The organism is Stenotrophomonas sp. RIT-551 (assembly GCF_026241915.1).
GTDB lineage: Bacteria > Pseudomonadota > Gammaproteobacteria > Xanthomonadales > Xanthomonadaceae > Stenotrophomonas > Stenotrophomonas bentonitica_A.
The window spans coordinates 1-18,070 of the sequence record NZ_JAPJIU010000007.1; the positions used below are offsets into that span (position 1 = coordinate 1).

The following is an 18,070-nucleotide window of genomic DNA, read 5'->3' on the forward strand; positions in this document are numbered from 1 at the left end:
ACCTGCGCTCAGCAGCCTCCCCGCCTGAGCGCTGCCATGGCCGGACGGCACCCGGCACCACAGCGCTGGACATACGGAGGTTGCCCGCCACTGTGCATCGGCCAGCGGTGGCGTCGGATGCCCCGGCAAACCTGAACCCCAGCGCCCGCCCGCGCCCCCGCAACACCCCTGTCAAGCCTTGTTAGCGTCCACCACCACCGCTACCCTGACCGGGCATCACATTGGTTCGGCATGTCCACTTCCCGTTTCGTACATCTCCACGTCCACACCGAATTTTCGCTGGCGGATTCGACCATCCGTGTCCCGGCGAAGCCGGATCAGGCTGACCCGAAAAAAGCCAAGCAGGCCAACCTGCTCAGCCGCGCGGTCGAACTGAAGCTGCCTGCACTGGCAGTGACGGATCTCAACAACCTGTTCGCGCTGGTCAAGTTCTACAAAGCCGCCGAAACCGTGGGCATCAAGCCCATCGCCGGCGCGGACATCATGATCGCCGAAGAAGGCATGACGCCCTGGCGCATGACCCTGCTCTGCCGCGACCGCGAAGGCTACCTCAGCCTCTCCAGGCTGCTCACCCGCGCCTGGATGGAAGGCCACCGCCCCGAAGGCGGCGTCGCTGTGCACCCGGAGTGGCTCAAAGCCGGCTGCCACAACCTGTTTGCACTGGCCGGCCGCGACAGCCTTGCCGGCCGCCTGGCCGGCGATGGCCGCCATGACCTGGCCGAGCAGCAACTGGCCGACTGGCAGCGCGTGTTCGGCGATGGCCTGCACCTGGAGCTGACCCGTACCGGCCGCGACGGCGAAGAAGCCTTCAACCAGTTCGCCCTGCAGGCCGCCGGCCAGCGCGGCCTGCCGGTGATCGCCAGCAACGATGTGCGCTTCCTGCAGCCGGAAGACTTCAACGCCCACGAAGCCCGCGTGTGCATCTCCTCCGGCCGCGTGCTGGACGACCCCAAGCGCCCGCGCGACTACAGCGACCAGCAGTACCTCAAGTCCGCCGAGGACATGTGCGCGCTGTTTGCCGACATCCCCGACGCGATCGACAACACGCTCGCGCTGGCCGAGCGCTGCAACATCGAAATGCGCCTGGGCACCTACTTCCTGCCCAACTATCCGGTGCCCGAGGACGAAACCCTCGACAGCTGGATCTGCAGCGAATCGCGCAAGGGCCTGGAAGCGCGCCTCGAAAAGAATCCGCTGGCGCCGGGCAAGACCCGCGCCGATTATTTCGAGCGCCTCGAGTTCGAACTGGCCACCATCATCAAGATGGGCTTCCCCGGCTACTTCCTGATCGTGGCCGACTTCATCCAGTGGGGAAAGAACCAGGGCATTCCGATCGGCCCCGGCCGCGGTTCCGGTGCCGGCTCGCTGGTCGCCTGGGCGCTGCAGATCACCGATCTGGATCCGATCCCGTACAACCTGCTGTTCGAGCGCTTCCTCAATCCCGAACGCGTGTCGATGCCCGACTTCGACATCGACTTCTGCATGGACCGCCGCGACGAGGTCATCGACTACGTCGCGCGTAAATACGGGCGTGACCGGGTCAGCCAGATCATCACCTACGGCACCATGGCGGCCAAGGCCGTGGTGCGCGACTCCGGCCGCGTGCTCGGCTTCCCGTACGGCCTGGTCGACGGCGTTTCCAAGCTGATCCCGAACATCCTGGGCATCTCGCTCAAGGATGCGATGGGCGAAGGCAAGGATTCGGAAATGGCCTCGCCGGAGCTGATCCAGCGCTACCAGAACGAAGATGATGTCCGCGACCTGATCGACCTGGCACGCCAGCTCGAAGACCTCACCCGCAACGCCGGCAAGCACGCCGGCGGCGTGGTGATCGCGCCCGAGCCGCTGGCCGAATTCTGCCCGCTGTTCGCCGAACATGACGAAGGCGGCCGCGGCCGCAACCCGGTCACCCAGTTCGACAAGAACGACGTCGAAGAAATCGGCCTGGTGAAGTTCGACTTCCTCGGCCTGCGCACGCTGACCATCATCGACTGGGCGGTCAAGGCGATCAACAAGCGCCACGAACGCGCCGGCATTCCGCCGGTGGACATCACCGCGCTGCCGCTGGATGACGTCCCGACCTACAAGGACATCTTCGCCAACGGCAACACCGGCGCGGTATTCCAGTTCGAATCCTCGGGCATGCGCCGCCTGCTGAAGGACGCGCGCCCCGACCGCTTCGAAGACCTCATCGCGCTGGTGTCGCTGTACCGCCCCGGCCCGATGGACCTGATTCCCTCCTTCAACGCGCGTAAGCACGGGCAGGAAGAGATCATCTACCCCGATCCGCGCACCGAAGCGATCCTGAAAGACACCTACGGCATCATGGTGTACCAGGAGCAGGTGATGCAGATGGCGCAGATCGTGGGCGGTTACTCGCTCGGCGGCGCCGACCTGCTGCGCCGCGCGATGGGCAAGAAGGTGCCGGCCGAAATGGCCAAGCACCGCGAGATCTTCCGCGAAGGCGCGGCCAAGGATGGCGTCGTCGAAGCCAAGGCCGACGCGATCTTCGACCTGATGGAGAAGTTCGCCGGCTACGGCTTCAACAAGTCGCACGCCGCCGCCTACGCGCTGGTCAGCTACCAGACCGCCTGGCTCAAGCGCCATTACCCGGCCGAGTTCATGGCCGCGACGCTGTCCTCGGACATGGACAACACCGACAAGGTGGTCGGTTTCCTCGCCGAAGTGCGCAACCTCGGCCTGACCGTGCTGCCGCCGCGCGTGAACGAATCGGCCTACATGTTCGAAGCCTCCAGCGCCGACACCATCGTGTATGGCCTGGGCGCGATCAAGGGCGTCGGCCAGGGTGCCTGCGAAGCGATCGTGGAGGAACGCCAGCGTGGCGGCCGCTATGCATCGCTGCTGGATTTCTGCATGCGCGCCGAGTCCGGCAAGCTCAACCGCCGCACGCTCGAAGCGATGATCAACTGCGGCGCGATGGACGGGCTCGGCAAGAACCGCGCTTCGCTGATGCTGCAACTGCCCGAAGTGCTCAAGGCCACCGACCAGATGGCACGCGAGAAGGCCTCCGGCCAGAACTCGTTGTTCGGTGCGCCCGATCCGGTCACCACCGCGATGCAGCTGGAACTGCCCGAGGCCAAAGAGTGGGCGCTGGGCCAGCTGCTGGAAGGCGAACGCGAAACGCTGGGTTTCTACCTCAGCGGCCACCCGTTCGATCCCTACGCCGATGACGTCAAGGATCTGGTCGGCACCGACCTGGGCATGCTCGAGAAGCTGATCCCGCCGGCACGCCCGAGCAAGGATGGCGAGAAGCGTGCCTGGCGCCAGGAAACCCCGGTGATCCTCGCCGGCCTGGTGGTCGGGGTGCGCCGCAAGGGCGAGAGCCAGATCTTCATGCAGCTCGAAGACGGCAAGGGCCGCGTGGAGTGCAGCGCCTTCACCGATGGCCTGGCCGAGTTCGGCCACCTGATGACCAAGGACCGCATCCTGGTGGTCAAGGGTGGCCTGCGCGAAGACGAGTTCAACGGTGGCTACGCGCTGCGCATCCGCCAGGTCTGGGATTACGAAGACATCTGCGCCAACTACGCCACGCGCCTGTCGCTGCGGCTGGACCTGCGCCAGGACGGCGCCGTGTGGAACCGCATCAACGCCCTGCTCGACCGCCATCGCCCGGGCCGCACGCCGCTGCGCCTGGACCTGCTGCTCGGCTCGGCGCAGGGCCCGGTGGCCGGCATGCTCGATGTGGCCGGTGAGATCGCCGTGCGCGTGGACAGCCAGCTGGTCGATGCGCTGCGCGCCGACCCTGCGGTACGCACGGTGAAAGTGCGCTACAGCCCGCCCTGGGCGAACTGATTCTTTTTTTCTGCTGCAACACAGGTGTTTTGTTTTGATCAAGCGTTTTACCGGGCTGCTGATCGCAGCCGCTGCCCTCACCGGCTGTTCCAGCCCCGCCCAGACGTTCGAGATCGACAACCCGGGCGATACCCCGCTGACCCTGCGCATCGATGGCAACGAACTGCCGATCGCCGCGCACGCCTCGCGCCCGGTCAAGCTCAAGCCCGGTGAACATCATCTGCAGACCGAACGCCTCGGCGACGTGCGCTTCATCGTCTACGCCAAGGGCAAGGGTGGCCTGATCAACCCGACCCTGGCCGAGTACGTGATCGCCAACGAGATCTACGTCACCGGCGAAGACAAGCTGAAGAACTTCGGCGACCTGAACAACCAGATCGAGCTGGGCGGCGTCCACTTCGAGGGGCCGTACCAGAGTACCCACGCGCTGTTCATCGACAAGACGTGGACCTTCGGCGTCCACGAGCCGTTCCCCGAAGAGCAGACCGTGATGCACGTGGACGCCAGCGGCGGCCGGATCAACGCCAAGATCTTCACGGCCCCGGCCTTCATCGACTATGTCCAAGACAACCTGGGCGACCCCGGCGTCTATGTGCGCCACCAGCCCAAGGGCTATGTCGCGCCTACCTACACGCTGGAAGCCGCTCCGACCGCCCTGCCTGCGCTGGACCCGGCCTTCGAGGCCCATGCCGGCCCGCTGCGCGAGCTGTACACCCGCTACCTGCATGCCACCACCGCCGATGCGCAGCTGCAGCTCCAGCAGGAGGCCTTCCAGGCGCAGATGGCCTTCACCGCCGCGACCGCCACGCTGGGCTCGGGCCTGCCCAAGGAGGCCAACGAGGGCTACAACACCTTCGTGCAGACCCGCAGCAGGCTGATGGGCAGCGCGGCGCTGGTCGTGCCCTGACCTGACTGGCGCCCCTGGCCCCGCTGCGCTACCGTCGGTTTCCAGACGACGGCGTACGGGGCTTTTCGGCGCATTCGGCTACACTTTCCCTCTTTTCTTCACGACGGTTTCCGATGAATCCGAACTACCTCGACTTCGAGCAACCCATCGCTGATCTGGAGGCGAAGATCCAGGAACTGCGCAGCGCCAGCGCCGGACCTGCGGTCAATGTCGAGGCCGAGGTCAATGCCCTGCAGGACAAGCTGCGGGTGCGCACCGCGCAGATCTTCCGCAACCTGACCTCCTGGCAGGTCCTGCAGCTGGCCCGGCATCCGTCCCGCCCGTACACCGAGGACTACATCCGCATCATCTGCGATGAGTTCCAGGAACTGGCCGGCGACCGCGCCTTCGCCGACGACAAGGCGATCATCGGCGGCCTGGCCCGTATCGGTGGCCGCTCGGTGATGCTGATCGGCCATCAGAAGGGCCGCGACACCAAGGAAAAGATCAAGCGCAACTTCGGCATGCCCAAGCCGGAGGGCTACCGCAAGGCGCTGCGCCTGATGAAGATGGCCGAACGCTTCGGCCTGCCGGTGCTGACCCTGATCGACACCGCCGGTGCCTGGCCGGGCATCGACGCCGAATCGCGCGGCCAGTCCGAAGCGATCGCACGCAACCTGATGGAAATGGCCGAACTGAAGGTGCCGGTGGTCTGCACCGTGATCGGTGAAGGTGGCTCCGGTGGCGCACTGGCGCTGGGCGTGGGCGACCGCACCGTGATGCTGGAATACAGCGTCTATTCGACCATCAGCCCGGAAGGCTGCGCCTCGATCCTGTGGAAGGACCCGGCCAAGGCCAAGGATGCCGCCGAACAGCTCGGCCTGACCGCCCCGCGCCTGAAGAGCCTGGGCCTGGTGGACAAGGTCGTGCGTGAGCCCACCGGCGGCGCCCACCGCAACCCGAACCAGATGGCCAAACGCCTGAAGGCCGTGCTGCTCAACGAGCTGGACGTGCTGGAGAAGCTGCCGGTCGATGAGCTGCTGCAGAAGCGTTACGAGCGCCTGCGCAGCTACGGAACCTACGAAGTAGCCTGACCGGGCTGCGGCGGAAACGAAAAAGCCGGACGCGCGAGCGCCCGGCTTTTTTTGTGCTGCACGCCGACGGGCTGGCTCGGCGGTCGTGCCGGCCGCTGGCCGGCGCCTCCGTTATCCGGCATCCCCGGCATCCCCGTGAGCCGGCCAGCGGCCGGCACTACCCGGTTTCGCACGCGGGTCCGAGGCAGTTGGCCTGCGGCCGGCACCACCGCTGCGGATCGCTTAGAACGGCTTGGCGATCACCAGCCACACCACGCCGATGAACAGCACCAGCGGCAGCTCGTTGAACCAGCGCAGCGCGCGCGAGGACGGCAGCACCCTGCCCTTCACCGCGCCTTTCAACAGCCGGCCGGTCCACGAGTAGTACACCAGCAGCAGCACCACCAGGCCGAGCTTGGCATGCAGCCAGCCTGCCGCACCGGGGGCGACCATGGTCGGGAAGTCCGGAATCACGCGATAGCCCAGCCACAGCACCACGCCCAGGATCAGCGCAAGGCCGAACATCATGTGGCCGAACCTGTACAGGCGCAGGCCCATCAGCTGCAGCCGCTCGGTCACCGGCAACTGGCCGGCGGTCTCGCTGAGGTTGACCAGGATCCGGGGCAGATAGAACACCGCCGCCATCCATGCCACCACGAACAGCAGGTGGAAGGTCTTGACCCAGTAATAGGACTGCATGCGCTTGCTCCCGCGGCTGGCGTAGGTTGGCCGCCATTCTCGCATGCCCGGTTGCGCCGCCCCACGGGTGGCCGACGCGACCCTTCGCCGCACCCCGGCTGCGCATCCGCGCGCGCCACACCGTACGATAGGCGCCGCTTTCGCCCAAGTGCAGATCCCCATGGACAAAACCTACGACGCCGCCTACTTCCAGCGCTGGTACCAGCCTGACCAGACCGGTGGCGCCGCGCGCCTGGCGCGCAAGGTGGCACTCGCCGTGGCCAGTGCCGAGTACTACCTGGAACGCCCGATCCGCAGCGTGCTCGATATCGGCTGCGGCGAAGGCGCCTGGCGTGCGCCGCTGCTCAAGCTGCGCCCGCGCGTGCAGTACCTGGGGTTCGACAGCAGCGATTACGCGGTGCGCCGCTACGGCCGCAGCCGCAACCTGCACCCGGCCAGGGTCGGCGATTTCGCCTGGCTGCGCCCGTGCGCACCGGTCGATCTGCTGATCTGTTCGGATGTGATGCACTACGTGCCCAGCCGCGAACTGCGCCCGGCCTTGGAAGGCTTCGCCGAACTCACCGCCGGCGTCGCGTTCCTGGAGGCGTTCACCGCCGAGGATGACTTCGATGGCGACCATGAAGGCTTCCAGGCCCGTCCGGCGCGCTGGTACCGCAGCCAGCTCAAGCGGGTCGGATTCACCGCGTTGGGCTCGCATTGCTGGTTGTCACCGGCATTGTCCGGGCAGGCGGCGGCACTGGAACGCGGCGCGCCGTGAGTCTCGATAACAATTGAGACAGCACCCGCATTAACGCGCCCGCGCGACGGGTGCGCTATGCTGCGCGGCAACATAAGACCATACATATCGGACGTCATGCTATATCAGCTGCATGAGTTGACCCGCAACCTGCTCGCCCCGTGGGTGCACCAGGCCCAGGCCAACGCGAAGTTCTTCGCCAATCAAGGTCATTGGTGGTCGCAGATGCCCGGCGCGGATCGCCTGGCCGCTGTGAACGAGCTGTTCCACCGCATCGGCAAGGATTACGAGAAGCCCGAATGGGGCATCAACGAGATCGACGTCGAGGGCGAGCGCGTGCCGATCGTCGTCCACGAAGAGGTCAGCAAGCCGTTCTGCAAGCTGCTGCGCTTCAAGCGCCACAGCAATGAAGCCGACCAGCTGCACACCATGCTCAACCAGCCGTTCGTGCTGGTGGTGGCGCCGTTGTCCGGCCACCACGCCACGCTGTTGCGCGATACCGTGCGCACCCTGCTGCGCGACCACCGCGTGTACGTGACCGACTGGGTCGATGCGCGCATGGTGCCCGGCAGCGAAGGCGAGTTCGGGCTGGAGGATTACATCGCCTATGTGCAGGAATTCATCCGCCACCTCGGCGCGGAGAAGCTGCACGTGGTCAGCGTCTGCCAGCCGACCGTGCCGGTGCTCGCCGCCGTCTCGCTGATGGCCAGCCGTGGTGAAGCCACGCCGCGTTCGCTGGTGATGATGGGCGGCCCGATCGATGCGCGCTGCAGCCCGACCGCGGTCAACAACCTGGCCACGCAGAACCCGATGTCGTGGTTCGAAAACAACGTCATCCACACCGTGCCGGCCACCTTCCCGGGTGCAGGCCGCCGCGTGTATCCCGGCTTCCTGCAGCATGCCGGTTTCCTGTCGATGAACCCGAGCCGCCATTTCAGTTCGCATTGGGATTTCTATGCCGACCTGGTCAAGGGCGACATGGAAGATGCCGACGCGCACCGGCGTTTCTACGACGAGTACAACGCTGTGCTCGACATGCCGGCCAAGTATTACCTCGACACCATCCGCGTGGTCTTCCAGGAGTTCCTGCTGCCGCGCGGCGAGTGGTACGTGCAGGGGGAACGCGTGGATCCCAGCGCGATCACCGGCACCGCGCTGCTGAGCATCGAAGGCGAGCTGGACGATATCGCCGGCCTTGGCCAGACCGAAGCGGCGCAGGAACTGTGCACCGGCATTCCGGCTGCGCACCGCGAGCATTTCATCGTGGAAGGCGCCGGCCATTACGGCATTTTCAGCGGCCGCCGCTGGCGCGAAACCGTCTACCCGAAGGTGCGTGATTTCTTCGCCGCCCATGCGCAGACCGTGGCCAGCAAGCCGAAGAAGGCCGCGAAGATCGCGAGCAACGTCACGCCGCTGCGGCGTAAAGCCGGCTGACGCCAACGCAATATGCGGTAGTGCCGGCCGCTGGCCGGCACTACCGGATCCTCGGGTTCTGCAGCGCCGGTAGGTGGCGACCGTTGGTCGTCACCCTCGCCATCCTCGTGTCCCGTTTACAACCGCACCAGCAGATGCTTGGCCATCATCCCGTGCAGGCGGCCGATGCCGCGGGCCAGGTGCAGCGTGGCGAACAGCAGCAGCACGCCGACTACGGCCAGCAGGGGCGTGACCCAGACCGGCAGCATCTGGATGCCGTCGATGTGGATGCCCACGTAGTCGCTGGAGAACAGCGCCGCCACCGGCGCCCAGATGAAGCCGATCGAGGTCGACAGCAGCGTGGTGGCGATCGTGAAGTAGACGATGCCCAGCGGCAGCATCAGCACGAAGTACAGCAGGGTCAGCCAGGTCCGCCCGTCGGTGAACATGTCGCCGATGCGCTGCAGCCAAGTGCGGCTGCGGTCGGAGTACGTCGGCCGGCGCGGCATGCGCTCGCCCAGCAGCGCTTCCACCAGCCGCCCTTCCAGCAGTGACAGCCCGCGCACCGAACCGAAGAACAACACCGCCACCGGGATGCCGATGATCAGCACCATCAGGCCCAGCGACAGCGACAGCCCGGTCACCACCCAGGTGAAGAAGAACGTGCCGGTGGCCAGCGACAGCAGCATGTAGAACAGCGCGCCGTAGGTGCGGGCCTCCAGTGCGACACCGAAGAAGCTGGCCAGCGCAGAGCGCGGCCTGGGCGGGGCATGCGGGGGCGGCACGGCGCCCATGCCGGGGCCGCTGGGCGCGGCCTGGCGCAGCGGTGCCGCGCCGGCGCTCGGCGTGCGCAGCGCGCGGTTCACCGTGATCTCGGTTTCGCGGTAGATCTCGGCCACCTCTTCCGGCGCGCCGTAGCTGCCGGCGACATCGGCGATCACCTCGGCCTCGCTGCGGCCCGGCTGCGCGGCCAGTTCCGAGCGCAGGTATTCCTCGGCGTCGTAGAGCGCGTCCTGCACCATCGCCGGATCGGCGTCGTGCAGTGCCGCACGCAGCTGCGCCAGATACGCGGGAATGGTGGTCGGCAAGGCCCGACCGGCCACGGATTCGATGTTCATTCGGTTACCCCTTCCAGGACGGAATCGACGGAATCACGGGTGGCACGCCACGCGGCGGTCCAGTGCCTGAGCACTTCGCGCCCCGTGTCATTGATGCGGTAATAGCGACGCGGCGGACCGGCCACCGACGGTTCAACATGGCTTTCCAGCAACCCGGCCCCTTCCAGGTTGCGCAGCACCGGGTACAGCGCGCTCTGCTTGCCGCTCAGCACCCCCTCGCCGACCCGCTCCAGCTCCTTGGCGATCAGGTAGCCGTACAGCGGCTCGCCCGCCCTGGCCAGCACCGCCAGCAAGGCCAGGGAGACCGTGCCGGAGCTGAGCTCTTTCTGGAACTTCTTGAGATGGATCTCGTGGTCGCTCATGGCGGTCTCCGCTAGCGTGGAGTCCACACTAGTCCGAAGTTCGCTATAGCGGATGTGTCGTTAGTCACCGTGCCGGTTGGGAGTCCGTCGGCCACCTGCCTGCCCGGCACAGCTCTCCGCCAACCGGCTTGCATCTCTGGAAAGCGAATCCCTCTCCTGTCTGCCCTCGCCCACCTCGCTGTTGCTCTGGGAGTTCAGCGCTGCCTTCGTCAGCAACAGCGAGCGGGTTTCAAGCCTGGCGTATTGCAGCGAGCACCTGCGCGGCGGCCGGATCCGCCAGGGCGTGGCTGCCCTCTTCAAGGCGGCTGACCAACGCCTGCCGACGAGCGGCCCCCAGTGGCGAGTAGCGCCGGCTCACCCGAAGCCAGTTTTCCACCAGTTGCAGGTGCCAGGCACGCTCCTCGGGGCGCTGCGGTACTGCGTCCAGCAGCAGATCGAGGTGCTGCCACAAGGGCAGCATCGGCAACTGTCCGAGCAGGCCAGACTGCGCCACGGGCGAAGGACCGTCGTGACAGAACGCCAGGAGCCGCGCCGGATCCAGCTCGATTGCCCACAGTGCTGTCGCGCCCGCCAACAGCTGGTTCACCGTCCGTCCTGGCGCTTCCAGCGCCACACGCAAGAACGCGAGACTGGCGCCGCCATCGGCCCGTAGCCAGCCGCGCAGACAGTTGCGTTGATGACGCGCCGATACTTGGGGCAGCAGGGTGCGCAATTCATGCACATCGCCAGCCTCGGCATGATCGCCAAGAGCCTCCAGTGCCTCGCGCCAGCGCCCGCGAGTACGGTGCTTGAGCTCGTCGCGCCACAATTGGATTGCAGGGGTAGCCTGACGCTGTTGAAGCAACCACGCCGCCAACCTGCGCACGCTGCGCGAACCGTCGAACACAGCAGCGTCGATGTACGCATCGAGGCCAGGCACTTCGCGTTCGACCAGCGCGCGCAGTGCCACGCCACGCACCCTGCTCGAGGGGGCGGACAATGCGAGGACGCATTGCGCTTCCACCTGTGCGGGCTCGCCGTGTTTCAGAAGGTGGTCAAGCGCCAGATGCGAAACATGTGGATCACTGTCCAGTAGCGCGCGTGCGCGCAGTTTCGCCTGGTCCGGATGGATCTCCAGAGCGATGGCGTAGGCCGCCAGCCGGGTTCGTGCATCGGTATGGCCCAAGAGTCCTTCCAGTACGACCTGAGCAGAGGGCGATGACAGCCAGGCGAACAGGGTTCCCTCAAGCCAGTCCCGCTGCACGCGCTGCGCATCCCGCAAGCGGACTGCAATCGGCCAGGCCGCCAGCACGTGCTGCACCGAGCACTTCCCGAGGAGAGTCATCACCACCTCCTGTGCTACGAAACGCACCTCGTCCACCCAGTCATTGCAGCGGAGCAAGGCACAGGACAGGGTCAGATGGCCGGGCACCGAACGCATCTTCCGGAGCGCAGCCTCGCGCGTGTGACCATTGCCATCGGAGCCCGCCAGGAACAGTGCCACCGCCTGTACTTCAACCGGCGCATCCGGACAAGCCTGCAGGCAAGCGAGCAGTCCATCATCGTTGGGGGCCCACCAACTGCGTCGACGCTCATCAAGATCGAACAGGCCCCGTGGCGGCAACGCCTGCAGCCAGCACACGCGGTCTACAGCTTCTTCGACGACCCCCTTCAGGATCGGGTCGATCATCACGCGCAGTGCGGCTTCAGGCGCTTCCAGGTGCGACATCACATCGCGCGCTTTCATGGGGAGGATGACCATCTTGCCGCATACGCATCGATCGGGCCAGCACGCCACCGTGGCGCAGGCGCGCACTCTCGCGCAGAATCAGGACCTCGTTCATGTTCCGGGGATCCCATGCCACAGCATTGCCGCCTTGCCCTGACCGCCCTCGCCCTGGCCTGCCTGCTGCCCCCCCTGGCCAGTGCGGCCACGCCCTACCGCAGCCCGCAGCAGATTCTGGACGCCTCGCCGGACAGCGACTGGCGCACACCGGACCCGGCCAACCTGCTGTACATGAACCTGCCCACTGGCCGGGTCATCATCGAGCTGGCCCCGGCATTCGCGCCGCAGCACGTGGCCAACATCCAGACGATGGCCCACGAGCACTTCTGGGATGGCGAAAGCATCTACCGCGCGCAGGACAACTTCGTGGTGCAGTTCGGCGATGCCGACGCTGATGATGCCGCCAAGGCAAAGCCGCTCGGCAGCGCCAAACGCAAGCTCCCGGCCGAGTTCCAGCGCGACAGCAAGGGGCTCACGGTCAGCCTCCTTCCCGACCGTGACGGCTGGGCCGACCAGACCGGCTTTGTCGATGGCTTCCCGGTGGGACAGGACCGCAAGGACGGCAAGACCTGGCTGGCGCATTGCTATGGCGCGCTGGGCGCTGGTCGCAACAACGAGGAAGACAGCAGCATCGGTGCCGAGCTGTACGTCGTGACCGGGCAGTCACCGCGCCAGCTGGACCGCAACATCACCCTGGTCGGCCGCGTGCTGCAGGGCATGGAGCTGCTCAGCGCGCTGCCGCGTGGACCGGCACCAATGGGCTTCTACACCGACCCGGCGCAGCGCACCGCGATCCAGTCGATCCAGCGCGCCAGCGATGTCCCGGCTGCGCAGCGACCCAGACTGCAGGTGCTGCGCACCGACTCCAGGACCTTCGCCGAGGCGACCGAAGCGCGCCGTAACCGCGTCGACGATTTCTACAAGCGCCCGGCCGGCCACATCGACCTGTGCAACATCCCGGTGCCGGTGCGCTGAGGATGAGATAACCGACGCGTCAGCGTCCGGATGCCTCGGTGGAGCCACCCCATGGGTGGCTGCACGCGGCCCCGACGGCCTATCGCTGCGACACCGCCACGCTCCCAAGAATCAACACGCCCGCGATGACCATCGCGCCGGTCACCGGTTCGCCCAGGAACAGCCAGGCGAACAGGGCGCCGAACATCGGCACCAGGTAGGTCACGGTCGAAGCGCGGGCCGGGCCGATGCGGGCGATCAGGCGGTAGAACATCAGGAACGCCAGACCGGTGCAGACCACGCCCAGCGCGATCGCGCAGGCCCAGGACAGCATCGGGATCGGTGCGGCCGGCCAGTGGGTCAGCGCCATCGGCAGCAGCAGGATCGCCGCGCAGCCCAGCGTGGCACCGGCAGAGGCGGCCGGCGGCAGGCCGGTCATGTGGCGCTTCACCAGGTTGACGCCCAGCCCGTACAGCAACGCGGCCAGCGCACCGGCGACCACCGCTGCGCCGATGCTCAGCCCGGCGACCTTGGCCGTGGCCAGCACGACCACGCCGGCAAAGCCGACCAGCAGGGCGATCGCGCGGCGCACGCCGATCTTTTCGCCGAAGAACAGGAAGGCGATCAGGGCGGCAAACAGCACCGTCATCGCGTTGCAGATCGCCCCGATCGCGGCCGGGGCGCGTTGTGCGGCCCAGGCGAACAGCACGAACGGAATGGCCGAGTTGATCACCCCGATGGGCGCCAACCACAACCAGCGCCGCGCCGGGAACTGCGCCCGCGCCTGCCACAGGAACGGCAGCAGCACCAAGGCGCCAAGCAGCAGCCGTACCTCCACCAGCGCGTAGGGCCCGAAGGCGGGCACGGCCACGCGCATGAACAGGAACGAGCAGCCCCAGATCGCGCCGAGCACGGTCAACTCCAGCGGCGTGCGCCAATCACGATCCACGCTGCCCGCGGCGAGCGGCGTCCCGCTCACGCCGGGTCTCCGCAAGGACGCTGACACGCTGGGGTAGCGGTAAAGGACGGCAACATGCGCGTGGATCCGGAGAGGAAGGGCGACAGCATCCGCCTGCCATCGCGCGCCCACAAGCGCGTAGTATCCGTGCAAGCCACAAATATGATTTGGGTCTCGACCATGATCCTTCGCCCTGCCCTGCTGCCCGCGCTGGGGGTGTTCGCGGTGGCTGCACGCCATCAGAATTTCGCCCATGCCGCCCAGGAGCTGCACCTGACCGCCAGCGCGGTCAGCCACCATGTGCGCCGGCTGGAAGAGCTGCTGGGCACGGTCCTGTTCCAGCGCCACGCGCGCGGCGTGCGGCTGACCGCCGAGGGACGCCAATTGGCCGATGCGGCGGCCGCCGCGCTGAGCGATCTCAATGCCGTGGCCGGCAACCTCCACCCGCAGGCGGACATCGTGCCGCTGCGGGTCACCACCATCCGCTCGCTGTCGTACTGCTGGCTGATCCCGCGGTTGCCGCGCTTCACCCGACAGCATCCACGCATGCGCATCGAGCTGCAGACCAGCACGGAGCTGGTGCGCTTCGACGAGAGCGGCCCGGAGCTGGGCATCCGTTACGGCCTGGGCCAGTGGCCGGGCATGACCGCGCACCACCTGATGGACGACGAACTCTGCCCGGTCGCCTCGCCGGCATTGGCGGGGGTTTCGGCACTGCGCGACGCCGCGCAGATCGCCGCGCTGCCCCTGCTCAGCGACATGTCCCCGCAGGGCTGGCGCGACTGGTTCCGCGCTGCCGGTGTCCGCGGCCTGGACCTTCCCTCGCTGCACACCTTCAGCGACAGCACCGATGCGATGCGCGCAGCGGTGTACGGCATCGGCGCGGTGCTGGCGCGCAAGCACATCGCGCAACCCTATCTGCAGCGTTACGAACTGGTGCGCCTGCCTGGCCCTGCGCTCAAGGCACGCTACGCGTACTACGTGGTGCACGCCGAGCACCGTCCGCTCAGCCCGACCGCGCAGGCCTTCATGGATTGGCTCAAGCGCGAAGCGCTGGATGAGCGCACCCCGCTGCCGGCCCTGCCTGACGAACTGCTGGGCCTGCCACCCGCCGACCCGGCGCGCGACTGAACCGGACACCACGGCCCAGCGCGCATCCTCACCCGACCTTTTCCGACCGCTGGCTAGGCTGGAGTCCCTTTCCCCGAGGCTCACCCCATGGCCCTGTTGCGACTGCGAATCACCGGCACCGAAGACGATGCACGTGCCATCACCGACCTGCTGCAGAGCATCGAGGGGATCGAACACGTCGAAGAAACCGACGACCTGATGCCGCACATGGACGACGACGATTCCAGCTCGGCCGGCCTGTCCGATGACATCGGCCCGGGCACCCACGAACTGGAAGTGGAAGTCGGCAATGCGCTCGGCGCCCAGCGCGTGCGCGACGCCGTGCAGGAACTGGCGCTGGAGCTGGACGTCTTCGTGGAATACGAGCAGGACGAAGGCTGACTCGACCGTCGTGCCGCGCTGTCATGCGCGGCACGACAGGCAGGCTCAGCGTGCGGCCGCCGCAGCCTTGCGTCGCTTGCGGCGACGCCACAGCGCCACGACCACGGCACCGACTGCCCAGGCCACCACGCCAACCGGCAGCAGCGCGGCAACCGCGCGGATTACGAACGCGATGCTGGTGGTGACGATCGAGCCGAACTCACTGACCGCCTTGCCGATCTCGCTGCGGCTGCGCTGCCCGGCCGGGCCTTCGAAGCGCATCGTAACCAGTTGGGTATCGATCCGGCGACGCTGCTGCGCGGCGTCCTTGTTGGCCTGCTCCAGCCCCGCTTCAATCTCGGCCATGCGCTGTGAGACCGCCAACAGATCGGCAACCTTCATGTCGCTGCGCTGCTGGTACGCCTGCAACTGGGCATGCTCCTTCTGCAGCCGCGCCTGGGTCAGCGCGGTATCGGCCACCTGCTGGGCAAGATCTTCGGCATGGGTATTGCGCGAGGCCACATCGCCGCCTTCACCGGCCAGGGCGATGATCGGCTCGACACCCTTGGGCGCGATGCGCACGCGGATCGAGCCGGAGCGGGTCTCACCGCCCTCTTCGCCCACCTGCAGCACGGCGCAGTCGCCGAACCGGTTGCTCTGGCACGCCTCGGACACGGCCTTGACCCGCTCGCTGATGCGCTTGGCATCGAGCTGGATGCGGAGGTCATGTTCATAGGCCAGGAACGCACCCTCCGGCGAGGCGACCGCCCCGGCGGCCGCATCGGCCGCGTAATCCTGTCCGCCGCGGCCACAGGCCACCAGGCCCAACAACAGCATCCCTGCCAGCCCGGCGCGGGCCCGTCGTGTCCATCCAGTCACAGTGCAGCTCCAGTCAATGCGGTGATCTTCACGGCGCATGGTAATCCAATGGCACGGGGACAACGGGGGCCATCGGCCCTATGCTCGGGGATTGTCCCCAGTACAGGAACACCGATGCGCCAGCATCTGCTTGCCCTCGCCCTGATCGCCGCCCTTGGTGGCTGCCAGCAGGCCGACTCCCCTGCGCCCGCCACCGGCACCGAAGCGGCTGCCCCCGCCGGCGATGCCGCGGTCGATACGGCCTTCGCCGATCTGTCCAAGCGCGCCCTGGACACCTGGATGCAGCTGTCCCCGATCAGCGCCACGCAGATCGGCGACCACCGCTATGACAGCGAGATCGATGACCTGAGCGCCGCCGGCCAGCAGAAAGTGCTGACCGCGTACAAGGCCCTGCTCGCCGACCTGGACAAGATCGACGTGAGCAAGCTCTCGCGCGAGAACCAGGTGGACGCGGCGATCCTGCGCAACCAGCTGCAGTCCGAAGTCTGGACCGCCGAAGTGCTGCAGTCGCCGAAGTGGGACCCGCAGATGTACAACGGCATGGCCGGCAGCGCGCTGTACGGCCTGATGGCGCGTGAGTTCGCGCCGCTGCCCGAGCGCCTGAAGTCGGCCACCGCGCGCATGGAGAAGCTGCCGCAGATCTTCGCCCAGGCCCGTGAGAACCTGGACCCGGCCCGCGTGCCGAAGATCCATGCCGAAACCGTGGCCAAGCAGAACCGCGGCATCCTGAGCATCGTCGATACCTTCATCACCCCGCACATCGGCGAACTCCCCGCCGAGGACCAGAAGCGCCTGCAGGCCGCGATCGAGGGCCTGAAGAAGGCCGTCGAGGAGCAGCAGACCTGGCTGGACAAGACCCTGGTGCCGAATGCCAAGGGCGATTTCCGCATCGGCGCGGACCTGTATGACCAGAAGCTCAAGTTCGCGCTGAACTCCTCGCTGTCGCGTGCCGAGATCGGCGAGCGCGCGCGTGCCGAACTCAAGCGCGTACGCCAGGACATGTACGGCATCGCGCAGACCGTGCTCAAGGACAAGCCGGGCGCCCCGGCGCTGCCGGCCAACCCGAGTGACGAGCAGCAGCAGGCGGCGATCGAAGCCGCGCTGGAGCTGGCCTATGCCGACAAGCCGGCCCGCGACAAGGTCGTCGAAGACGCCAAAGCCGCGCTGGAACAGTCCACCGAATTCGTGCGCAAGCATGACCTGATGACGCTGCCGGATTCACCGGTGGACATCATCCTGATGCCGGAATTCCAGCGCGGCGTGGCCGTGGCCTACTGCGATTCGCCGGGCCCGCTCGACAAGAACCTGAAGACCTTCTACGCGGTCTCGCCGATTCCGGACGACTGGACCGACAAGCAGGTCGATTCGTTCCTGCGCGAATACAACAGCCGCATGATCCACCTGCTGAGCATCCACGAGGGCACCCCGGGCCACTACCTGGAAGGCTGGCACTCGGGCAAGTTCCCCTCTACGCTGCGCGCGGTGCTGCGTTCGGGCCTGTTTGCCGAAGGCTGGGCGGTCTACACCGAGCGGATGATGCAGGAACAGGGTTACCTGGACAACGATCCGCTGTTCCACCTGGTGCAGCTGAAGTTCTACCTGCGCACCATCTCCAACGCGATCCTGGACCAGGGCGTGCACGTGGACAACTGGACGCGCGAGCAGGCGATGCACCTGATGACCCACGACGCCTTCCAGCAGGAAAGCGAAGCCTCGGGCAAGTGGGTGCGTGCGCAGCTGACCTCCGCGCAGCTGCCCACCTACTTCGTCGGTGCGCAGGAGCACTTCGACACGCGCAAGGCCGTGCAGGACAAGCAGGGGGCCAAGTTCAACCTGAAGGCCTACCACGACCAGATGCTGTCCTACGGCGCGCCGCCGGTGCGTTTCGCGCGCCAGCTGATGCTGGACCAGCCGATCGAGTAA

At 66.9% G+C, this 18,070-nt stretch carries 15 protein-coding genes; 9 read left to right on the plus strand and 6 right to left on the minus strand.

Annotated elements, in window-relative coordinates:
* The first annotated feature begins 231 nt into the window (after nt 1-231).
* The 3 genes from dnaE (at nt 232) to ORK51_RS10140 (ending at nt 5,793) form a co-directional block, all read left to right on the plus strand.
* Nucleotides 232-3,813, plus strand: coding sequence for a DNA polymerase III subunit alpha (gene dnaE, locus ORK51_RS10130; protein WP_070473290.1), 3,582 nt, complete (start codon nt 232-234; stop codon nt 3,811-3,813).
* 34 nt (nt 3,814-3,847) lie between these two features.
* Nucleotides 3,848-4,720, plus strand: coding sequence for a hypothetical protein (locus tag ORK51_RS10135; protein ID WP_429000651.1), 873 nt, complete (start codon nt 3,848-3,850; stop codon nt 4,718-4,720).
* A gap of 113 nt (nt 4,721-4,833) precedes the next feature.
* Entirely contained in the window at nt 4,834-5,793 is a 960-nt protein-coding gene (locus tag ORK51_RS10140; protein ID WP_019184412.1) for an acetyl-CoA carboxylase carboxyltransferase subunit alpha, read from the plus strand.
* Between the two features lie 222 nt (nt 5,794-6,015).
* Here ORK51_RS10140 and ORK51_RS10145 read toward each other — a convergent pair whose 3' ends face one another.
* Nucleotides 6,016-6,471, minus strand: a complete 456-nt coding sequence (locus ORK51_RS10145) for a CopD family protein (RefSeq protein ID WP_019184413.1) — start codon at nt 6,469-6,471, stop codon at nt 6,016-6,018.
* Nucleotides 6,472-6,631: 160 nt separating this feature from the next.
* On the opposite strand from ORK51_RS10145, the gene ORK51_RS10150 reads away from it, so the two are divergent.
* Both ORK51_RS10150 and ORK51_RS10155 read left to right on the plus strand, forming a co-directional pair.
* Complete coding sequence (locus ORK51_RS10150) at nt 6,632-7,228, plus strand: class I SAM-dependent DNA methyltransferase (protein ID WP_266084833.1); 597 nt, start codon at nt 6,632-6,634, stop codon at nt 7,226-7,228.
* A gap of 57 nt (nt 7,229-7,285) precedes the next feature.
* Complete coding sequence (locus ORK51_RS10155) at nt 7,286-8,641, plus strand: polyhydroxyalkanoate depolymerase (protein ID WP_172838054.1); 1,356 nt, start codon at nt 7,286-7,288, stop codon at nt 8,639-8,641.
* Nucleotides 8,642-8,757: 116 nt separating this feature from the next.
* On the opposite strand, the gene ORK51_RS10160 is transcribed toward ORK51_RS10155, so the two are convergent.
* The 3 genes from ORK51_RS10160 to ORK51_RS10170 all read right to left on the minus strand — a co-directional run bounded on the left by ORK51_RS10160 (nt 8,758) and on the right by ORK51_RS10170 (nt 11,826).
* A complete protein-coding gene (locus tag ORK51_RS10160; protein WP_070426931.1) occupies nt 8,758-9,738 on the minus strand; it encodes a sensor domain-containing protein in 981 nt (326 codons plus the stop codon).
* Nucleotides 9,735-10,100, minus strand: a complete 366-nt coding sequence (locus ORK51_RS10165) for a PadR family transcriptional regulator (RefSeq protein ID WP_070426930.1) — start codon at nt 10,098-10,100, stop codon at nt 9,735-9,737. The genes ORK51_RS10160 and ORK51_RS10165 overlap by 4 nt, the downstream gene beginning before the upstream one ends.
* Before the next feature lie 229 nt (nt 10,101-10,329).
* Nucleotides 10,330-11,826 carry a hypothetical protein gene (locus ORK51_RS10170; RefSeq protein ID WP_266084834.1) on the minus strand — a complete coding sequence of 499 codons (1,497 nt, stop codon included), beginning with the start codon at nt 11,824-11,826 and terminating at the stop codon, nt 10,330-10,332.
* A gap of 111 nt (nt 11,827-11,937) precedes the next feature.
* Between ORK51_RS10170 and ORK51_RS10175 the strand changes: the two genes are divergently transcribed.
* Nucleotides 11,938-12,840: a peptidylprolyl isomerase gene (locus tag ORK51_RS10175; protein ID WP_070426928.1), complete on the plus strand. Its 903-nt coding sequence runs from the start codon at nt 11,938-11,940 to the stop codon at nt 12,838-12,840.
* A gap of 79 nt (nt 12,841-12,919) precedes the next feature.
* Here ORK51_RS10175 and ORK51_RS10180 read toward each other — a convergent pair whose 3' ends face one another.
* Nucleotides 12,920-13,798 carry a DMT family transporter gene (locus ORK51_RS10180; protein WP_070426927.1) on the minus strand — a complete coding sequence of 293 codons (879 nt, stop codon included), beginning with the start codon at nt 13,796-13,798 and terminating at the stop codon, nt 12,920-12,922.
* 159 nt (nt 13,799-13,957) lie between these two features.
* Between ORK51_RS10180 and ORK51_RS10185 the strand changes: the two genes are divergently transcribed.
* Nucleotides 13,958-14,908 carry a LysR substrate-binding domain-containing protein gene (locus ORK51_RS10185; RefSeq protein WP_266084835.1) on the plus strand — a complete coding sequence of 317 codons (951 nt, stop codon included), beginning with the start codon at nt 13,958-13,960 and terminating at the stop codon, nt 14,906-14,908.
* Nucleotides 14,909-14,995: 87 nt separating this feature from the next.
* Nucleotides 14,996-15,289: a hypothetical protein gene (locus ORK51_RS10190; RefSeq protein ID WP_019184421.1), complete on the plus strand. Its 294-nt coding sequence runs from the start codon at nt 14,996-14,998 to the stop codon at nt 15,287-15,289.
* A gap of 45 nt (nt 15,290-15,334) precedes the next feature.
* Here ORK51_RS10190 and ORK51_RS10195 read toward each other — a convergent pair whose 3' ends face one another.
* Complete coding sequence (locus tag ORK51_RS10195; RefSeq protein WP_083279873.1) at nt 15,335-16,105, minus strand: DUF4349 domain-containing protein; 771 nt, start codon at nt 16,103-16,105, stop codon at nt 15,335-15,337.
* 156 nt (nt 16,106-16,261) lie between these two features.
* Here ORK51_RS10195 and ORK51_RS10200 point away from each other — a divergent pair, with 156 nt between their 5' ends.
* A complete protein-coding gene (locus ORK51_RS10200; protein ID WP_019184423.1) occupies nt 16,262-18,070 on the plus strand; it encodes a DUF885 domain-containing protein in 1,809 nt (602 codons plus the stop codon).

Bases quoted from the DNA above. Each gene is read 5' to 3' on its own strand.
- dnaE (WP_070473290.1), top strand. From the start codon at position 232: ATGTCCACTTCCCGTTTCGTACATCTCCACGTCCACACCGAATTTTCG.
- ORK51_RS10140 (WP_019184412.1), top strand. From the start codon at position 4,834: ATGAATCCGAACTACCTCGACTTCGAGCAACCCATCGCTGATCTGGAG.
- ORK51_RS10145 (WP_019184413.1), bottom strand. From the start codon at position 6,471: ATGCAGTCCTATTACTGGGTCAAGACCTTCCACCTGCTGTTCGTGGTG.
- ORK51_RS10150 (WP_266084833.1), top strand. From the start codon at position 6,632: ATGGACAAAACCTACGACGCCGCCTACTTCCAGCGCTGGTACCAGCCT.
- ORK51_RS10155 (WP_172838054.1), top strand. From the start codon at position 7,286: ATGCTGCGCGGCAACATAAGACCATACATATCGGACGTCATGCTATAT.
- ORK51_RS10160 (WP_070426931.1), bottom strand. From the start codon at position 9,738: ATGAACATCGAATCCGTGGCCGGTCGGGCCTTGCCGACCACCATTCCC.
- ORK51_RS10165 (WP_070426930.1), bottom strand. From the start codon at position 10,100: ATGAGCGACCACGAGATCCATCTCAAGAAGTTCCAGAAAGAGCTCAGC.
- ORK51_RS10170 (WP_266084834.1), bottom strand. From the start codon at position 11,826: ATGAAAGCGCGCGATGTGATGTCGCACCTGGAAGCGCCTGAAGCCGCA.
- ORK51_RS10175 (WP_070426928.1), top strand. From the start codon at position 11,938: ATGCCACAGCATTGCCGCCTTGCCCTGACCGCCCTCGCCCTGGCCTGC.
- ORK51_RS10185 (WP_266084835.1), top strand. From the start codon at position 13,958: ATGATCCTTCGCCCTGCCCTGCTGCCCGCGCTGGGGGTGTTCGCGGTG.
- ORK51_RS10190 (WP_019184421.1), top strand. From the start codon at position 14,996: ATGGCCCTGTTGCGACTGCGAATCACCGGCACCGAAGACGATGCACGT.
- ORK51_RS10195 (WP_083279873.1), bottom strand. From the start codon at position 16,105: ATGCTGTTGTTGGGCCTGGTGGCCTGTGGCCGCGGCGGACAGGATTAC.
- ORK51_RS10200 (WP_019184423.1), top strand. From the start codon at position 16,262: ATGCGCCAGCATCTGCTTGCCCTCGCCCTGATCGCCGCCCTTGGTGGC.